Raw genomic sequence first — 17,712 nt, forward strand, 5'->3', positions numbered from 1 at the left:
TGTTATCTCATCCTTTGCGGCCTAAATAGGTAATAATTTGCTTGGCAGGCTCTCTGGCCTCCTGCTTCAATGACGTAATTTGATCCTCATGTTCCTTCAGCCACTGTGAACGCTGATCCAATAATTTCGCCACGGTGACCGCGAGTTTATCGCCATCAAGTGTGGTGGTACTGCCCGCCGGTTCACTATCCAAACGGAGCAGAAACTGATCAATCTTGGGATCATACGAAATGCCGACTGGTGGAACATACTGCGAGGCTGCGTAGATCAGGCTGTGCAGACGCATACCGATCATCAGATCACAGCGGCTCACTTCCTCCAACATCTGCTGTGGATCGGTGAGATCTTCTGTGATGCTGACCTCGCTGCCTTTGCTTGTTACATCACCAAGCATTTCCATCATAAAACGAGATGCCTGTACATCATCCGGCAGATGAAACGGCATGAAGCGCAGATGTACAGCCTTCTTTGCCGCCAGCTTCTTCAAACCAGCAGCGATGGCGGTAAGCTCCTTGCGGTCTTCTTCCCAGAACCGCACGGACACACCGATGACCGGAAGCTTGGCATGTTTATCAACGGCAGCCTCTGTGTGAACTTGCTGTTGACTCACTTGCTGTTGACTCACTTGAACAGCATCATTTGTAACAGCCGGAATACCTGTCTCAGCAGGAACATGATCCAGTGAAGCAGAAGATTCATGCCCTCGATCAACTGAAGCTTTATCCGGCAGCGGCAGCCCCATGACCGGATCAGGAACCACGTGAATTTGGTTCCATTTCAGTCCGAGTCTGCGTAAATAATCTGCCGATTGTTCGTCCCGTACCGATACATAGGTACAGGACTTGAATACGGATTTGATCATCGGGTTAAATATTTTACGGTTAACAGGGCCAATCCCCTGTGCATAGATAAATGTAGGTTTTTTCAGCCATTGAGCCAGCTTGATTACACCGAGATAATAAGGAATGGACTTCAAACCCGTTGCATCCTGCAGCAGACTTCCCCCGCCGCTGATGAGACCGTCACTTTCCTTCAGTGCCTCACGAACTTCCTTCAGCTTCATCCGATGCACGGCACGAACACCATACATGGAGGTTGTCCACTCCGGGTCGATCGAGAGCACGATCGGTTCAATGGTAACATTCGACCGCTGACTCTCTTCTTCGAGTGCAGTCAGAATGGATTTCAGTACGGCTTCATCTCCGCTGTTGCGAAATCCGTAGTATCCCGAAATGACTAACTTTTTAGAAGTGGTGACCATTTTTTCCAACATCCTTCCGCGACTTGCCACACACCCACAGCGATGATACCCAAGATCAAGCCAAGTCCGAGCCCCATCACCCCACGAATCAGTGACAGTACAGCCGGTGTATGAATATGCGCAAACGTATCAACCATGGACAACTGCCCCATCGTGGCGATAATCAGCGCGAAGATGACTTTGCGGTATTTTAAAGCGGCGAACACGCCAACGATAAATAGTGGGTGTCCCAGCATGAATTCTTTGAATCTAGGCCGTACACCGAACGTATCTTCCAGCGTTACGCGTAAGAACATCTCAAATGGCGTAACGGAACCAGCGTTACCTGTTCGGCTCAAATAATAATATCCAACAACGGCAGCGACAAGTGCCAATATAACCATAATGATGTTAATCGGCATACGCAGCAGGTCCTTCACTTGTTTTACAGAGATTGAACCGGAGCCGCGATAGAACACAATGTAGATCGCAACCAGACCAATCGGCGCAAAGTGCAGCAGACTCACGCCACGGAACTGGTTAATAACCAGACTGTACGTAATGTTATTCAGCAATGCGATTATAAATGGTACAGCGATGAACGAAATAACGGATGTTCTTACATATAAAACGATAGTCTGTGCCAAACGGCGGCCCGCAGGCGCATCCGGCTGACGAAGCTGCGTCGCGTTTACGGTACGAACAGCCAGCACCATCGCAATGGTTGGTGCAGCAATGGCTGCCAGCAAGGCAACCCCCTGCTCCAGCAGTGTCGGTTTCAAAAGGAACAGTCCTGCACTTCCCACAAGCCCAAGCAGGAATACAGCAATGGTTAACACCGGTGCAAAATAAGAAACCATCAGTGCAATCAAGGCAATTGCCCCAATGAGAGCAATCAGCTTCGCATAACGCTGAATGGACGAATCTTTCACGGTGAATGCTTCAGCTTGTCCAAGCTCGAAGCCGTGTTTACCCATACGTTCAACGGCATGTCCCGGCTCACCAAGACTGTTGATCAGATTTTCGATCGGATCGGTGATTGCCGCTTTGGCAGTATTCCGGCTAGGCGCAGCATTCATATAGATCATTCGAATGTTGCGGTCCTTCGTTGCCAATACAAAACGGTCAGCAATCGTATCTTCTTTCAGATTTGCATCTGCATCACTCAGTGAGTACAGACGTGTTACGTTGTAATCAATCTTATAAGCCAGCGTCTGGAATCCAGCCTGCGGCTTCTTCAGATTTTCAATCGCAGCCAGACCGATATGATGTTTGTTCAGCAGCTCAGCAAACTGATCCAGGCTTTTCATCTCTGCATTATCATTGTACCCTTTCACTGCATCCCCATCAAACAGGATACGTGTCACACCATTCTCTTCGAAGAAGGTGAGCAGTCGCTCCATCGAATGCTGGTTGTAAGGTACTGTATCGGAGATACGGGGTAGAATATGAAAACCGTTATCACGCAGCAATTTCACCGCAACCGGATCGGGCTGCATTGGCTGCATGTTGGCATTCTCCGGTGGTGTCTGTAATATTAAGCCGCTGCGGCCTTCATACTCCCAAGGTTCAACCGGGATCTGACGCTCAGCGAACGTTTGTTCAATGATAGGGGTGTAGGTCTGCGCATTCTCTTCGGATGTGAACAGCACATAGGTATAGTTCGCATTCGAAGGAATAAGCTGCTTCGTCATGTTCGCAATATCTTGACCTGAATAAACCATCAAGCGGCGAGTTTTCTTGAGTTCGTCCAGCGTACTCTCAAACACAGCCATCGTAGTCACGCCGGCATCTTTCAGCCGTGTCATTTGCTGATTAATAAAATCCTGCGGATGAGCCTGATACGCGGAAATATCCAGCAGTCCCCGATAGTTGAAGACCAGTTCCACTTTGTTGGCAGAAGATTCGGTCTGCACCCGATCACGGATGACCGGAATAGATGCAACCAGACCAATAATAACGATGAGCCATAACCACTTCCGGGAAGCGTTATTCCATAAAACCCATTTTTGACGCACTACAATGTACCTCCTCAGTTGTTGGAACCAAATGCCCGTTCTGCTCTTGTAATTCTTACGTTCAGCATGTGTTAACAAGCTCTCTTATATGCCAGCACAAAACCACTTTTATTTCAAAGAAAAACCCCTCCGCCAACCAACCTTACGGTGCGGAGAGGCCTTCTCATCTATTCCTTACAGTACCATTTGTTTTATTGTGCGTCTACACGTGACATTACCGCGGAAGCCAGACGTTCAATCCGGTCCTCTGCATCTGCCAGACTCTCGCCGCGTACAGCGAAGTACACTTTGATCTTCGGCTCTGTACCGGAAGGACGCAGGCAGAACCATGAACCATCCGCCAAAATAAATTTCAGCACGTTCTCCTTCGGCAGACCGTCCAGGCCCAGGGAGTAGTCCAGCACATCCTGCACAGCAATGCCAGCAACTTCCTTCGGTGGATTAGAACGCCAGTCGGTCATTTTCGCCTGAATCTGCGCGACTCCGTCTTTGCCTTTTAGTGTGCGGGATTCCAGTTTCTCCATGAAGAATCCGAACTGGTTGTACAGCTCCTGCAGCACATCGTAGAGTGTTTTGCCTTGGCTCTTATAGTAGGCTGCCGCTTCGGCAATCAGCATCGAGGCAAGCACCGCGTCCTTGTCACGAGCATAGCTGCCGGAGAGGTAGCCATAACTCTCTTCGTATCCGAAGAGGAAGGTATGACTTCCGGTAGCTTCGAACTGGTTCATTTTTTCACCGATATATTTGAAGCCTGTCAGGGTGTTCATCACTTCTGCACCATAATGCTGTGCGATCACCGCACCCATCTCGCTTGTTACAATTGTTTTGATCACTGCACCGTTGCTCGGCAGCGTGCCTGTCTCTTGGAGACGACTCAGCAGATAATGTATCATAATCGCACCGGACTGGTTACCAGACAAGACGAAATATTTGCCATCCTTGTCTTTCACGACAGCTCCCATACGGTCTGCATCCGGGTCTGTGCCGATCAGAATGTCCGCGCCTACGGATTCACCCAGCTTCATCGCCAGTGTGAACGCTTCGCGTTCTTCCGGGTTAGGAGATTTTACTGTAGAAAATTCCGCATCCGGCTGCTCCTGTTCAGCAACGACATACAGCTGTTCGAATCCGATCTGCTCCAATACGCGGCGAACCGGAAGGTTACCTGTACCGTGCAGTGGGGTGTAAACGATTTTGAAATCGCGGCCGATGCCGGATTGGATCAATTCACGGCTCAGACTTCGGCTTGCCACCGTGTTTACGAAGGCCTGGTCTTCTTCTTCACCCAGCCAGATCAGCAAACCTTGCGCTTCCGCATCTTCGCGTGTCAGTTTCTTCACATCTGCCAAGGAAGGAACCTCCTGAATGTACTGAATGACCTTCTCCGCTTCATGCGGTACCAGCTGTCCGCCTTCGTGGTTGTATACTTTGTATCCATTATACTCTGGCGGGTTATGGCTTGCCGTTACAACAATACCGCCTGTCGCCTGCAGATGGCGCACACTGAAAGACAGCTGCGGTGTAGAGCGCAGGGATGGGTACAGCTTGGCCACGATGCCATTTGCCGCCAGCACCAATGCGGCATCCAGTGAAAATTCAGGTGAGAAATGACGGGAGTCATGCGCGATGACAACGGAAGGTTTGCCTTCCTTGTCCCCATGCTGCTCCAGCAAATACCGGGCGAAGCCCTGCGTCGCACGACCCACCGTATATTTGTTCATCCGGTTGCTGCCTGCACCAATTACACCGCGCAGTCCGCCTGTGCCAAACTCCAGATTTCTATAGAAACGTTCCTCCAGCTCTTTTGGCTGATCCTTCAAATCACGAAGCTCCTGTTTGGTTGCTTCATCAATGGAAGCATCCTCCAACCACTGCTGCAGTGTCTCGGCCGCTGCTGCGCTTAACTGTTCCATGTCCAATAAGCCCCTTCCGTCTATATAAAATTCTCTTGATCAGCTTAGCTGTCAGCATATTCATAAGTTGAACTAAAGATATTTACACCTGCGCTTCGATGAGCGAACCACCTTCCATGTGTAAAGGATTAGTTCAACTTATCTGCATGACATTTACATATACACGCCTATGTAATCAGCTTAGGTCTGCAAGCGCGAACATGATCTCGCCTTCAGCAACGACTTTGTCTTCTACGCGAGCAGTTGCTTTACCTTTGCCAATCGAGCCTTTCAGACGTGTGATTTCGACTTCCAGAATCAGCGTATCTCCAGGCACAACTTGTCCGCGGAATCGGAAATTGTCCAGTCCCGCCAGGAATCCGATTTTGCCTTTGTTGGCTTCCAGATTCAGCATGGCTGCTGCACCCACCTGAGCCAGTGCTTCCGTGATCAGTACACCGGGCATTACCGGGTATTCAGGAAAGTGACCAACGAAGAATGGTTCGTTAATGGATACATTTTTCAAACCAACGGCACGTTTGCCATCCTCCATCTCTAGAATTCGGTCCACCAACAGGAACGGCGGGCGATGCGGGATAATGGATTGAATTTGTTTGATATCAAGCACAATGTAATCTCCTCTCGGGGTGTTTATACGAAGGCTCTCCATCATGCAGCAATGTCGGCACAATAGCGTCGTTTCGGGAACGGATCGTTCTTTGATCGCCATTGCCCCCGAATTTTTTTGATCCATTTTCCAATGGTTGAAATTCGGGGACAAACGCGAACGCTTTGCTTCTTTTGAACGATTCCGTTCCCTCCACTTACTGTAGTGCAAACCATTAAACAAGCATGATCAAGTCGATCCTCATATAAATGTTTCTTTTCATTTTCAATTGTGTATGAAATGTTGATTTAGCGTTAACACTAGTTATATCCTTCATGACTGCAGTAGTGAAGGTTGAGATAAGGGGTCTCTCTTCGCGATGACAGCATGTCTATCGCAGGGGAGGCCTCTTCTGACGTTAAACGTCATCCATCACTACACTGTTCTCAACATCAATCATTATACTGTTTTCAACACCAAAAAGAAAACTCCTGCCTACGCAGGAGTTTTCGCCGAACTCGTTATCTTATGGAGCAAATACCAAGTCATAGACATGTTTCCAGGTACTCCATTGCCATACGGAACCGATATCCTGTTTGCCCAGTACCACATATCCAGCGACCATTCCGCCAGCGAGGGCAAGAACAAGCAGAATCGGGACCAGGAACCATCTTGCGATGCGCCACCCGCTCTTCTTTTTCTTCTTGACTTCCTTCTGTTCCGGCTTGCTGTTCTGCTGCTGTGTTTCTGTCATCCCATTCACCTTTATGCTCTCATATTATTGGCAAGACCCGCCATGGAATCACTGGACGTAAGCGCCCTTGCTGCCAGCTGATATGTCCGCTGACCCTGCATGAGCAGCGTCATTTCCTGCGCCATATCGACGTTGGACTGTTCCAGAAATCCTGTGCGAATGGATGCTTCAGGCTCACGCGCTGCCGCATTAGCCCCAAACACATCGTTCTCCGTTAACCCGGCATTCAGACCAAACAGATTATCCGACAGCTGCACCAGTCCCTCCGGGCGTTCAATATCAACCATCTGCAGCTGTCCTGTAATGACTGCGTTCGCCGCATTCCCCTGACGCATCAGCAGGTTACCTTTTTCATCAAAAGCAACCGTACTGTTTCTCGGCGCTGTAATCAGCTCTCCTCTACGATTCAGAGCAAAGTGACCATCGTTGTTAACCAGAACCATCAGGTCTGGATCATTAGGGTTGGCTTTTGGACGCATATCCGGTACAAAATGAAATGACCCTTGACGTGTCCATGCTTTCTGACCGTTTGCCTCAACGGCAAACAGCGCATTGCCTTCAATCGCCAAGTCTGTTGGATTGCCGGTCTCTTTCATGCTGCCCTGCGACATATCTCTGGTGAGATTAACGAGACGTGCTCCGAATCCAAGGTTATACCCCATCGGCGTCGAGCGTCCATCCTGCTTGTATTTGTCATCCTGCTGCTGCACACGGGTCAGAGCATCCTCAAAACTTGCCTGCTTGCTCTTATAGCCTGCCGTATTCACGTTGGCAATATTATCGGAAATGACATCCAGCCGCTGCTGAATCGCGGTCATGGACACCTTGGCACTAATCATGGAATTGTTCATGCGGTGGTTTAACCTCCTGCTTTGCTTCGAGAAAGGCTCTTAAGCCCATCACTGTGCGGTTATATGGGTACGTTTGGCGTTATTTGTTATACACGACCAACTTCATTAACGGCTTTATCCAAACTGCGGTCATAAAACTGAACGACTTTCTGGTTCGCTTCATAGGCACGGAATGCTGCATTCATATCAACGGTGGCCTGAGAAGCATCTACATTGGAACCTTCCAGGTAACCTTGATGAATCTGCACATTATCCGCAGCAGCCATCATACGCGCCGTCGCTCCATCTTCTTCATTCAGACTAAAGCTGCCGTCCCCTTGACGGATTAACTGATTCGGCTGATCGATGATGCTTATGCCAAGAGTAACACCTGTCGGGGCACCCGTATCCGCATTCACCAGGCGGCCCTGCTCATCCACTTTAAATTGCTCTACAGAACCTGTCAACACAACCGGCTGCCCATTGTTATCCAGCACTTGAGCACCGGTGGAACTGAGAAGCTGTCCGGTTCCGTTCACTTCCAGATGACCATCGCGTGTATACCGTGTATTGCCAGCTGCATCCCGAACCGTGAAATAGGCCTGCGGCTGAAACATGACCGTTCCATCTGCCCTTACAAATTTGCCCGAAGCATCAAACGCAACAGGCTGGTTCGTCTGTGGATCATTCACACTCAGGTTGGAAGAGATCGCAAAATCACTTCCTCGTTTCGTTTCCATAAGAGTCCCCTGAACATTCATCGATAAACTCTCTTCCGCGAATACACCCGAATTGAGCCTGCCCAGCCGCTTGGTTGGAAGATTGGCATCCCCGCCGATTAGCGTAATGAGCATTTCCGGGAATGAACGGTTCACACTGTTCACCTGCTTATATCCCGTTGTGTTCATATTTACGATATTTTGCGTAGCTGTGTCATGGCGGCGCTGCTCTGTAATCATTCCCGCGGCAGCGGTGTACAGACCTCTTAACATGAATGAACCCCTCTCTTCAAACGCTTGTCCCTGCTGCGCAGGCGCTGTTTGTCCGTTCTGTTCACCTGTATGGTGAACCTGCTTGCTTTTTATATCGGCAGACTAGAACTTTTTCTTAACCACTTGGTCCAAATTATTCAACATAATGCCTGTCCCTTTTACAACGCAGTGCATCGGATCCTCTGCAACCCATACCGGTACATGCAGTTCATTGGACAGCAGTTCATCCAGTCCGTTCAGCAGTGCACCTCCGCCAGTCAAAACTACCCCACGGTCAATAATGTCCGCAGACAGTTCAGGCGGTGTGCGTTCCAATACCGACTTGGCTGCAGCGATAATAGATTGCACGGAATCCCATAGCGCTTCCTGCACTTCACTGCCTGACACCGTGACTGTAACCGGCAGACCGGTTACCATATCGCGGCCGCGGATATCCATCTCGGCTTGATGTCCGGACGGGTTCACGGAACCAATGGCTACTTTGATATCTTCCGCTGTGCGTTCCCCGATCATGAGCTTGTATTTGGCTTTGACATACTTGGTAATGGCTTCGTCAAACTTGTCCCCTGCAACTTTAATAGAAGAGGCGGTGACTACGTCGCCCATAGACAGGACTGCAACGTTAGTCGTTCCGCCGCCGATATCTACGACCATATTGCCGCTCGGCTGAAAAATATCCATGCCTGCCCCGATGGCTGCCGCTTTCGGCTCTTCTTCCAAAAACACTTCTTTGGCACCGCTGCGCTCCGCAGCTTCACGGATGGCCTTCTGCTCTACGGAAGTGATATTCGTTGGTGCACAGATCAAGATCCGCGGGTGGCTGTACCAGCTTCTTGCTCCCACACGATTAATGAAATGCCTGAGCATAGCTTCCGTAATTTCGAAGTCCGCAATAACACCATCGCGCAGCGGTCTGATGGCAACAATGTTACCCGGCGTCCGCCCTACCATACGACGCGCCTCTTCCCCGACAGCAAGGACCCGCTTCGTATCGCTTTCAATGGTCACGACAGAAGGTTCATTGAGAACAACTCCGCTTCCTTTCACGTGAATAAGCACGTTCGCCGTGCCAAGATCAATACCGATATCCTTGCTAAACATAAAAGAGCCCCCAAAGTGATATTATTTGGTCAGCGTATCCTGTGAAAAAGTGTCTCTTATCACGTCACCGCTCGTTCGACAAAGTGCAACATATATATGTAAAAATCGGGCTGATAAGATGTCATAATTCGATCCTGTACCAGCTTTTAACATATCATACTTCAGGGGAGGGATTCAATCCATGCTGTGAGCTTTTTGGCCTAGTTCTTGAAGAACTTGCTTATGATTTGGCGGAAGCCAGCACCTCACGTTTTTTTCCACTCGTTTTTTTGTACTTGATTTTGGTCGCTTCACCGCCCCGCAAATGACGGATCGACTTGTGGTACTCCAAAATGTGTTTGACCTGGTCAGCAAGATCAGGGTTGATTTCCGGCAGACGCTCCGTCAGATCTTTATGCACAGTACTCTTTGACACGCCAAATTCTTTGGCAATGGTACGGACCGTATTTCTCGTCTCAACAATGCAGCGACCAATTTTGATGGTCCGTTCCTTGATGTAATCGTGCACGCTCCCGCCTCCCTACTGTGTGGATAGTTTGGTACATTATATGAGGAGCATGCCTATATATTCGCGGTTTAGAGGTGTGACAAGCTTCGAAGGTCCCATTATTTTCTGAAAAGCATAAAAAGAGCAGAGGTTATTCACCCCTGCCCATCATGTTAGTGCGGTAAAAATCATTTATTTTTCCGGAAGATATCCTTGCGGGTTCACAGGCTGACCATCTTCGTAAACTTCGAAGTGCAGGTGGTTCCCCAGGTTTTTACCCAGTTCACTTACACCGGCAGATGCAATGGCATCCCCCTGCTTCACTTCATCGTCCTGTTTTACTTTGACATCAGCAAGGCTCTGGTATACCGTTTTCAGGTTATCGCCGTGTGTAATTTCTACCACTTGACCTGTAAGCGGGTTCTGCTCGACTCGTGTAACTTTTCCGCTGAGCGCTGCTCTGATCTCAAACGTTTTGTTATCCCCACGAGCCAGATCTATGCCGGTATTCGGAATAAATGTGTCATTGTACTGCACCATTGCTGCCTCATGTTCCTCACTTGAAGCTTCGTTGTCATAGAATGGTTTCACAACCGAAATCTCGGAAGGGGATGCTGCTGGCCAAACAAAATTTTCCGACTTTGCAACAACTTCCACACTATCCTGCTCTCCGCCTACCGTTGTTCCATCCGTGCTCGCTGCGCCTGTTTCTACTGATTCTTTAGCCGAGTCGGGGTTCATAGCTTTGTCGCCTGTTCCCTGATAGACCCACACTAGAGTTAGTATAATACCTGCTGCTGCGATGTAGACTGCCGGGAAAACCCAACGTTTGGACATGGTCTTTCTCCATGAAGAGGGCTGAGCTGCCGGTACTCCCTGCGTTGTTTTAGGAGTTTCTTCTTGGACTGTTTTTTTGTTGTTTTGTTCATTCATCTTGATCACCTCAGTAACAAGTGTTACCGGGTGCAACTCTTTTATACACGCGCGACTCTAAAAATTTTCACGCAGCTTTCAAAGAATGCTATATATGTTGGGGGTAGAGAAACATATTACTTACTTCCCCTGCTTTGAGGCCAGCATCTTGGATGCCTGTCCGAAGGAAATCCCGGTATAATAATGTTTCAGAATCTGGGTAGCTGTGTGTCCTTCCTGTGCCATACCGTTCGCCCCCCATTGGCTCATGCCAACCCCATGACCATAACCGTATGTCGTAATCTGCACTTCATCACCTTCTGTCTTCCAGCTGAACTGGCTGGATCTGAGCCCTAGAAGTTTGCGGACTTCCGGGCCGCTGAACGTCTCACCTGCGATCTGCATTTCCTTAATGCGGTGCCCCTTGGTGGTAGACAGCACCTTCATCCATGAACCGCTCTTCCCGGCATTCACCGGAACAGCGTCCAGCTTCAGCTTTTGCAAAATCTCGCTTCGTTTCATCGTCACCGTTTCTGTGAAACCCGGAGCCAGCTGTTTATCCCACGGACTGTCTACGCTTTTCAAATAGGGAACCACACTGCCCCACACATCCTCGGCGTTCTCGGTATATCCATTACTGGTAGAGAAGAAAGATGCTGTAATCGCCCGGCCTTGATAGGTCATAACCGCATCCCGGCTCTCACGCACAGCCTGCTGCAGCTTCTCCCATTCCTTCGCTTTGCCGAGCCGGGTCCAATCTGCCTTCACCTGATCAGGTGGAATGAATACTTGGTGGTTAACCGTATCCATCACATCTGCTGTCCCTGAAGGTACACCGCTGGTATCATTCGCTTCGAGCCTTCTCACAATAAATGTACGAGCTGCGATTGCCTGAGCTTTCAATGCTTCCAATTTGAATTCAGCCGGCATCTCGGCAGCAACAACTCCTGTCACATAGGTCTCCAGCGGCAGCTTTATCGTTGTGCCTGTCGCAGACAAGTATACCCGGACATTCGGCTCTGGATAGGTGACAGGCACAGCGGGTACAGGAGATGGATGTTTTGATTGAATGCCGGAACTCATACCAGCTGGCGTCGGCAGCGGCTTCACCTGATCTGCTGATCGCGGCCACACCAGGATAACCGGAATGGTTAAAGCCAGAATGAGTAGGGCCGAGACAGCTGCCGCGGGCCGCCAGCGCCCCTGTTTATGCCCCCAGCGGCGGCGGCCAAAAGCACGCATACGACGCTGTTTCACCTTCCGAAACCGATCTAATTCAATAATGGGGATGTGGATGCGCTCCGATGCCTCATGTCGGGCATGTTCGGTATGTTCGAGATATTCAGTATCCCCTGCTAATTTGTCCCCAGGCCTAACGCGATTTTCTTCTGGCCTGCTATCCACGGGCATTTGTGCGGGGGCATTCTGTACCACTGCCTTCCAAATCTTCGTTTTCTGTAATGAGCTGCTTCTCTTCTTCGCAGGAGCAGGCTTGTCTTTCTCTGCATCCAGAGCAGAATCCTTCTCCGGTCCCTGTATACCTGGCCGCGGGACAAGCGGTATTTTAACCTGCACACGAGCTTCTTTCATTCAAAATACCCCTCCGTTGTCGAGGACCGGACCACAGCCGGCTCTTTTGTCTAATCCATAGTTTAAGATATGAGTTCCCTCGATCTGATAGAACCGGATTTAAGAGAAACGATAGTCCTATGAACACTGCTTTCAACCTGGCACCGTTCTGAGCTATTCCCTTGAAAGCATTGCTGCTGCGCGTACATAGGCTGTGCGGTCCATCAGCCGATTGTATGCAGCAGCTCTTTCATTTGGTACCCCAAGAGGTGCTTCATCGAATGTGAAGTTATACAAGTTAGGACCAGCTATTAATAGAATCAGGTACTCATTGAACCTATTCATCCACTCATTACATTCGTGAAAACCTCCCCTGATCCAATGCATCATAGATTGAGCCTTTGTCACAAAATCTCTCGTTCATCTCGTTTAATCATGTAGAGGCACCCGCATACCATATACACTTAAAAATGAACACAAAAAAAGCCAAGCCCGAAGGCTTAGCTTTAGCTTTGTAAAACTTATACATACGCTGCGCTGATGTTTTCTTTCGCAGCAGCATTCCACATATTTCTTTCCTGTGGTTCACACGATAAAACGCAGCACGATACAAACTTGGTTTATGCCCAAGTTGGCTGTACTTTGAACATAGGTACTTCTTCTTCAACTTCAACCTTCTCGCTAGGAGCTTTAACCGCATCCAGCTTAGGCTCTTCAACCGAGATGCGGTAGATGTCCGCTCCAAGGCCATTGAGTTTTTCAGCCAAATGGACGTAACCACGGTCGATGTGATGAACACCGCCCACTTCTGTCGTACCTTCAGCAACCAGGCCAGCAATGATCAGAGCAGCCCCTGCACGCAGGTCTGTCGCTGTCACTTTCGCACCTTTCAGCTTCGCATTCCCTGTAACGATGGACGAGCGTCCCTCGACTTTGATCTCTGCATTCATCAGTTGGAATTCATCAACGTGCATGAAGCGGTTCTCGAACACCGTCTCCGTCACAACGCTGGTTCCTTCGGATGCGAGCAGCAAAGCCATCATCTGAGACTGCATATCCGTAGGGAAACCTGGGTATGGTAATGTTTTGACATCCACTGCTTTGAGTGGACGGTCAGCAATAACCCGTACGCCATTCTCGTCCGGCTGCACCGTTACGCCCATTTCTTCAAGCTTCGCAATGACGGAGCCCAAATGATCGGAAATGGCACCCTCAACGTATACATCACCACCAGAGATTGCTGCGGCAGCCATATACGTTCCAGCTTCAATTCGATCCGGAATCACTGTATGTTTGACACCAGACAGCTTCTCGACACCTTCAATACGAATAACACCTGTACCGGCTCCGCGAACTTTTGCTCCCATCCCGTTCAGGAAGTTAGCCAGGTCTACGATTTCAGGTTCCTTCGCCGCATTCTCCAGAACCGTAACGCCTTCGGCCAGTGTTGCAGCCATCATAATATTTTGAGTGGCACCTACAGAAGCCACATCCAGATAAATTTTCGCACCGCGCAGTCGTCCCTGGCTGCGTGCTTCGATATAACCTTGGCCCAAGCTGATCTCTGCTCCCATGGCTTCAAAACCTTTGAGATGCTGATCAATTGGTCTTGTGCCAATGGCACATCCACCAGGCAGTGAGATTCTTGTTTGACCCAAACGCGTCAACAAAGGCCCCATGACCAGAAAAGACGCCCGCATTTTACTAACCCATTCATACGGGGCTTCACAGGAAGTAAGATTCTCCGCATTAACGGTAATCACTTCGTCCCGGTATGTAACTCCCGCTCCCAGCGATTCCAATACTTTGTTAATCGTCATCACATCGTCTAGAGGAGGCGCGTCAATAATAACGCTTTGTCCTTCTTCCCCTAAGAGAGAGGCAGCGATGATCGGAAGAACAGAATTTTTAGCGCCGCTAACTTTGACACTTCCGGTCAACCTTTTGCCACCGCGGACGATAAATTTGCTCATCATGGTTCCCTCCGCGCTTTTATTCCCTTTTCCTCATTCCGGAATACGTAAGCCCCACTATGGTAGAAAGGACTGTAGGTGTGTGTGGAATTTCGACATATTCTGGCATGTATGCTCAGATGTCTGTTCAGAAAAGAATTGGTTTGTATAATTCATATCGATGATACCATGTGTACTGTACATCCTGCTTCATGGCTTGTGAAAACATCAATCAGACCATCACAGCATCAGAACAGACGGATTGGGATGTTTTTTAGCCGGTATTCACCGGGTATCCCGTTTATAACCTACATAATAAGTGAAAAATTGTGAATTCCCTAACTTCCATCATAACATTGTTGAATTGTACGATACAAGCATTTTTACATAAAACATTTCAAATTCATTCAAATAAACGTTCACATTTTTTTCTTATTTTTTGGTCGACAACCTATACTCTAATTGTTAACACAATTAATCGATGTTATTCGACAATGAGCCGCTTGAAGAACCTAACAGATGATTAACCAACCATCTCAACATTAAAACAAATTTCTCAACATTTGCGTCCAGGACAGGTAATCAATAACAAAGCCAGCAACGGCATGACCCAGAATAATGGCGATCAGCAAATGCAGCAGTCTTCCCTGAGCACTTTTGGGCTGCCGAATCACCAATTCCAACTTCAAATGCTGCAGTGACCACCATGTTATTGCTATACATATAAGAGAAACGACAATTGAGATCAGGCTGTTGGTGCTCAATGTCTGATTCACCTGATTCGCCAGATCATTACCCATATCTCATACCTCCACCTTGATTACTGCAGCGATCAGCATATCCTATGCCCAGCATACATAACTTGTTAGTGTACTGGAATGTCCAGTGCAGAAATTCACTCGCTCTGCTGTCCGTTATGCTTCTGGTCTGCTGGATGTTCTGATGCCTATATGACCGAGCAGCAGCAATTTGGCTGTGCATGATGATGGAAATCTGGCATCCAGCTTCCTGCTTCTGCTGACTCTAAGGAATATAGGCTGTTTCACTGTCACTTGTCAATTACATTGATTTCCACTTCGCTACATATTTTAATTTTTATTCTCCGGGATTTTGTGACTAAAACGACATAAAAGAGCGCTGTATCGATATCGATTCTGTCATTTCCTCGGAAATAATTCAACTTCCCCTCGTAAAATTGGTTCTATCAGGGGTATAAGCCCATACTTCTTAAGTCCTACATGTTATTCATCTAATCATTAAAAGGTGAATCTTATGACACGTTAAGCCATTCATACTATATAAAGAGAACACTCTCTATTCTTCGAATTTATAATTCATCCTGCATCATAAGTCAGTGTATATCTACTATTGTAATTTCTGCGAAAGATTAAAAGAACCCGGCAGACTATGCCGCCGGGCTCCACAAATCACTTTATTTGCCGACTACGTTAATCCGGTTAACCGCTTTTTGCAGAGCAATCTCTGCACGGCGGTGATCAAAGTGGTCCTGATTGCTTTGGCTGGCAAGCCGGCGTTCCGCCCGCTCTTTGGCCGCACGCGCACGATCCACATCAATGCTTTCCGGGAATTCGGCACTCTCTGCGAGTACAACAACCTTATCTTTGCGGACTTCGATAAAGCCGCCGCCAATGGCGACCTGCTTGCTCTCTTTTCCGTTTTTGATGATGATCGGTGCAATCTGTAAAGGTGTAACCATCGGGATGTGACCAGGAAGAATCCCCAGTTCCCCTTCAATACCACGAGCGATGATGCTGTCCACCTGCTGTGAATAGACAAGACGCTCAGGCGTTACGATTTCCAACAAAAAGGTGCTCAATTCCATCCCTCCTGAAACTATCCGAAGGATAGCTCGCTTCATAAGGACAATCCTGGACTCAGATTATACCAGTGTTTTGGCTTTCTCCACTGCCTCTTCAATGGTGCCCACGAAGAGGAATGCTGCTTCCGGCAGATCGTCATGCTTGCCTTCGAGAATCTCTTTAAAGCTGCGCACCGTTTCTTTAACCGGAACGTATTTACCCGGAATACCGTTAAATGCTTCAGCAACGTGGAAAGGCTGGGACAAGAAACGTTGAATCTTACGCGCACGATAAACGAGCGCTCTGTCTTCTTCGCTGAGCTCGTCCATACCCAGGATCGCAATGATATCTTGAAGTTCGTTGTAACGGGCCAAGATACGTTTTACGCCTTGAGCTACAGTGTAGTGTTCTTCACCTACAACTTCTGGAGACAAGATCCGGGAGCTGGATGCGAGTGGATCTACCGCCGGGTAGATACCCATCTCGGAGATTTTACGCTCCAGGTTAGTTGTTGCATCCAAGTGAGCAAATGTCGTTGCAGGAGCCGGGTCAGTGTAGTCATCCGCAGGAACGTAAATCGCCTGAATGGATGTAACCGATCCTTTCTTCGTTGAAGTGATACGCTCCTGTAGTTGACCCATCTCTGTTGCCAGCGTAGGCTGGTAACCTACCGCGGAAGGCATACGTCCGAGCAGGGCCGATACTTCTGAACCCGCTTGGGTGAAACGGAAGATGTTATCGATAAAGAGCAGTACGTCACGGCCTTCTTCATCACGGAAATATTCCGCCATGGTCAGACCTGTGAGGGCTACACGAAGACGTGCGCCTGGTGGCTCGTTCATTTGTCCGAAGACCATTGCTGTTTTGTTGATAACGCCGGAGTCACTCATCTCGTGATACAAGTCGTTACCTTCACGTGTACGCTCGCCAACACCGGCAAATACGGAGATACCACCGTGCTCTTGCGCAATGTTGTTGATCAGTTCCTGAATGGTTACCGTTTTACCTACACCGGCACCACCAAACAGACCGATTTTACCACCTTTTGCGTAAGGAGCCAGCAAGTCGATAACTTTGATACCTGTTTCAAGCATTTCAGCCTGGGTTGTCAATTCATCGAATGCAGGAGCAGAGCGGTGAATCGGGTTTTTGTGTTCAGCTGCTACTGTACCGCCAGTATCGATTGCTTCCCCGAGTACGTTAAATACACGGCCCAGTGTCGCTTCACCGACAGGTACAGAGATTGGAGCTCCAGTATCTACGGCTTCCATGCCACGAACGAGACCGTCCGTGGAGGACATCGCGATACAACGTACCCGGTTGTCACCCAGATGTTTCGAAGCTTCGAGTGTAAGATTTACACTAACGCCGCTTGCGCTTACTGTAGTGATCGTAATGGCATTGAGGATTTCCGGCAGACCGCCGCGATCAAACTCGACGTCAACAACCGGACCCATGATGCTCACAACGCGTCCTTTGTTCATCTTAACGTTCCCCTCCTACAAGCCTGCTACTTTGGCAAAAATAAATTTCCGTTC

At 48.8% G+C, this 17,712-nt stretch carries 15 protein-coding genes; all 15 read right to left on the bottom strand.

Features of this window, described 5'->3' with window-relative positions; genetic code table 11:
- Positions 1-7 precede the first annotated feature (7 nt).
- The gene (csaB, locus tag MKY97_RS26155) at positions 8-1,261 is read right to left on the bottom strand and encodes a polysaccharide pyruvyl transferase CsaB (RefSeq protein ID WP_342553063.1); all 1,254 of its coding nucleotides are present in this window, start codon (positions 1,259-1,261) and stop codon (positions 8-10) included.
- Positions 1,237-3,258, bottom strand: a complete 2,022-nt coding sequence (locus MKY97_RS26160; protein ID WP_342553064.1) for a DUF5693 family protein — start codon at positions 3,256-3,258, stop codon at positions 1,237-1,239. Before MKY97_RS26160 ends, csaB begins: the two co-directional genes overlap by 25 nt.
- 191 nt (positions 3,259-3,449) lie before the next feature.
- On the bottom strand, positions 3,450-5,171 hold the full coding sequence (locus tag MKY97_RS26165; RefSeq protein WP_342553065.1) for a phospho-sugar mutase: 1,722 nt from the start codon (positions 5,169-5,171) through the stop codon (positions 3,450-3,452).
- A 175-nt stretch (positions 5,172-5,346) separates the two neighbouring features.
- Positions 5,347-5,778 carry a 3-hydroxyacyl-ACP dehydratase FabZ gene (gene fabZ, locus MKY97_RS26170; protein ID WP_342553066.1) on the bottom strand — a complete coding sequence of 144 codons (432 nt, stop codon included), beginning with the start codon at positions 5,776-5,778 and terminating at the stop codon, positions 5,347-5,349.
- Positions 5,779-6,283: 505 nt separating this feature from the next.
- Positions 6,284-6,511 carry a DNA-directed RNA polymerase subunit beta gene (locus tag MKY97_RS26175; protein WP_342553067.1) on the bottom strand — a complete coding sequence of 76 codons (228 nt, stop codon included), beginning with the start codon at positions 6,509-6,511 and terminating at the stop codon, positions 6,284-6,286.
- Positions 6,512-6,522: 11 nt separating this feature from the next.
- Positions 6,523-7,362 carry a flagellar hook-basal body protein gene (locus MKY97_RS26180; protein WP_342553068.1) on the bottom strand — a complete coding sequence of 280 codons (840 nt, stop codon included), beginning with the start codon at positions 7,360-7,362 and terminating at the stop codon, positions 6,523-6,525.
- Between the two features lie 86 nt (positions 7,363-7,448).
- The gene (locus tag MKY97_RS26185) at positions 7,449-8,333 is read right to left on the bottom strand and encodes a flagellar hook-basal body protein (RefSeq protein WP_342553069.1); all 885 of its coding nucleotides are present in this window, start codon (positions 8,331-8,333) and stop codon (positions 7,449-7,451) included.
- A 102-nt stretch (positions 8,334-8,435) separates the two neighbouring features.
- Positions 8,436-9,434 (bottom strand): rod shape-determining protein, encoded by a 999-nt coding sequence (locus MKY97_RS26190; protein WP_342553070.1) that lies wholly within the window; start codon positions 9,432-9,434, stop codon positions 8,436-8,438.
- Positions 9,435-9,654: 220 nt separating this feature from the next.
- Positions 9,655-9,942, bottom strand: coding sequence for a sporulation transcriptional regulator SpoIIID (gene spoIIID, locus MKY97_RS26195; RefSeq protein ID WP_024632710.1), 288 nt, complete (start codon positions 9,940-9,942; stop codon positions 9,655-9,657).
- 171 nt (positions 9,943-10,113) lie between these two features.
- A complete protein-coding gene (locus MKY97_RS26200; RefSeq protein WP_342553071.1) occupies positions 10,114-10,854 on the bottom strand; it encodes a M23 family metallopeptidase in 741 nt (246 codons plus the stop codon).
- 120 nt (positions 10,855-10,974) lie between these two features.
- On the bottom strand, positions 10,975-12,423 hold the full coding sequence (gene spoIID, locus MKY97_RS26205; protein WP_342553072.1) for a stage II sporulation protein D: 1,449 nt from the start codon (positions 12,421-12,423) through the stop codon (positions 10,975-10,977).
- 599 nt (positions 12,424-13,022) lie between these two features.
- Positions 13,023-14,375: a UDP-N-acetylglucosamine 1-carboxyvinyltransferase gene (gene murA / locus MKY97_RS26210; RefSeq protein WP_342556458.1), complete on the bottom strand. Its 1,353-nt coding sequence runs from the start codon at positions 14,373-14,375 to the stop codon at positions 13,023-13,025.
- A gap of 521 nt (positions 14,376-14,896) precedes the next feature.
- On the bottom strand, positions 14,897-15,154 hold the full coding sequence (locus MKY97_RS26215; RefSeq protein WP_342553073.1) for a DUF1146 family protein: 258 nt from the start codon (positions 15,152-15,154) through the stop codon (positions 14,897-14,899).
- Positions 15,155-15,786: 632 nt separating this feature from the next.
- Entirely contained in the window at positions 15,787-16,191 is a 405-nt protein-coding gene (locus MKY97_RS26220; RefSeq protein ID WP_342553074.1) for a F0F1 ATP synthase subunit epsilon, read from the bottom strand.
- Positions 16,192-16,254: 63 nt separating this feature from the next.
- The gene (atpD, locus tag MKY97_RS26225; RefSeq protein ID WP_342553075.1) at positions 16,255-17,658 is read right to left on the bottom strand and encodes a F0F1 ATP synthase subunit beta; all 1,404 of its coding nucleotides are present in this window, start codon (positions 17,656-17,658) and stop codon (positions 16,255-16,257) included.
- Positions 17,659-17,712: the final 54 nt, after the last annotated feature.

This window comes from Paenibacillus sp. FSL R7-0652 (genome assembly GCF_038595045.1).
Taxonomy (GTDB): Bacteria; Bacillota; Bacilli; order Paenibacillales; family Paenibacillaceae; genus Paenibacillus.

Coding starts and splice junctions, on each gene's coding strand:
- csaB (WP_342553063.1), bottom strand. CDS start 1,261: ATGGTCACCACTTCTAAAAAGTTAGTCATTTCGGGATACTACGGATTT.
- MKY97_RS26165 (WP_342553065.1), bottom strand. CDS start 5,171: ATGGAACAGTTAAGCGCAGCAGCGGCCGAGACACTGCAGCAGTGGTTG.
- MKY97_RS26175 (WP_342553067.1), bottom strand. CDS start 6,511: ATGACAGAAACACAGCAGCAGAACAGCAAGCCGGAACAGAAGGAAGTC.
- MKY97_RS26180 (WP_342553068.1), bottom strand. CDS start 7,362: ATGAACAATTCCATGATTAGTGCCAAGGTGTCCATGACCGCGATTCAG.
- MKY97_RS26185 (WP_342553069.1), bottom strand. CDS start 8,333: ATGTTAAGAGGTCTGTACACCGCTGCCGCGGGAATGATTACAGAGCAG.
- MKY97_RS26190 (WP_342553070.1), bottom strand. CDS start 9,434: ATGTTTAGCAAGGATATCGGTATTGATCTTGGCACGGCGAACGTGCTT.
- MKY97_RS26200 (WP_342553071.1), bottom strand. CDS start 10,854: ATGAATGAACAAAACAACAAAAAAACAGTCCAAGAAGAAACTCCTAAA.
- spoIID (WP_342553072.1), bottom strand. CDS start 12,423: ATGAAAGAAGCTCGTGTGCAGGTTAAAATACCGCTTGTCCCGCGGCCA.
- murA (WP_342556458.1), bottom strand. CDS start 14,375: ATGAGCAAATTTATCGTCCGCGGTGGCAAAAGGTTGACCGGAAGTGTC.
- MKY97_RS26215 (WP_342553073.1), bottom strand. CDS start 15,154: ATGGGTAATGATCTGGCGAATCAGGTGAATCAGACATTGAGCACCAAC.
- atpD (WP_342553075.1), bottom strand. CDS start 17,658: ATGAACAAAGGACGCGTTGTGAGCATCATGGGTCCGGTTGTTGACGTC.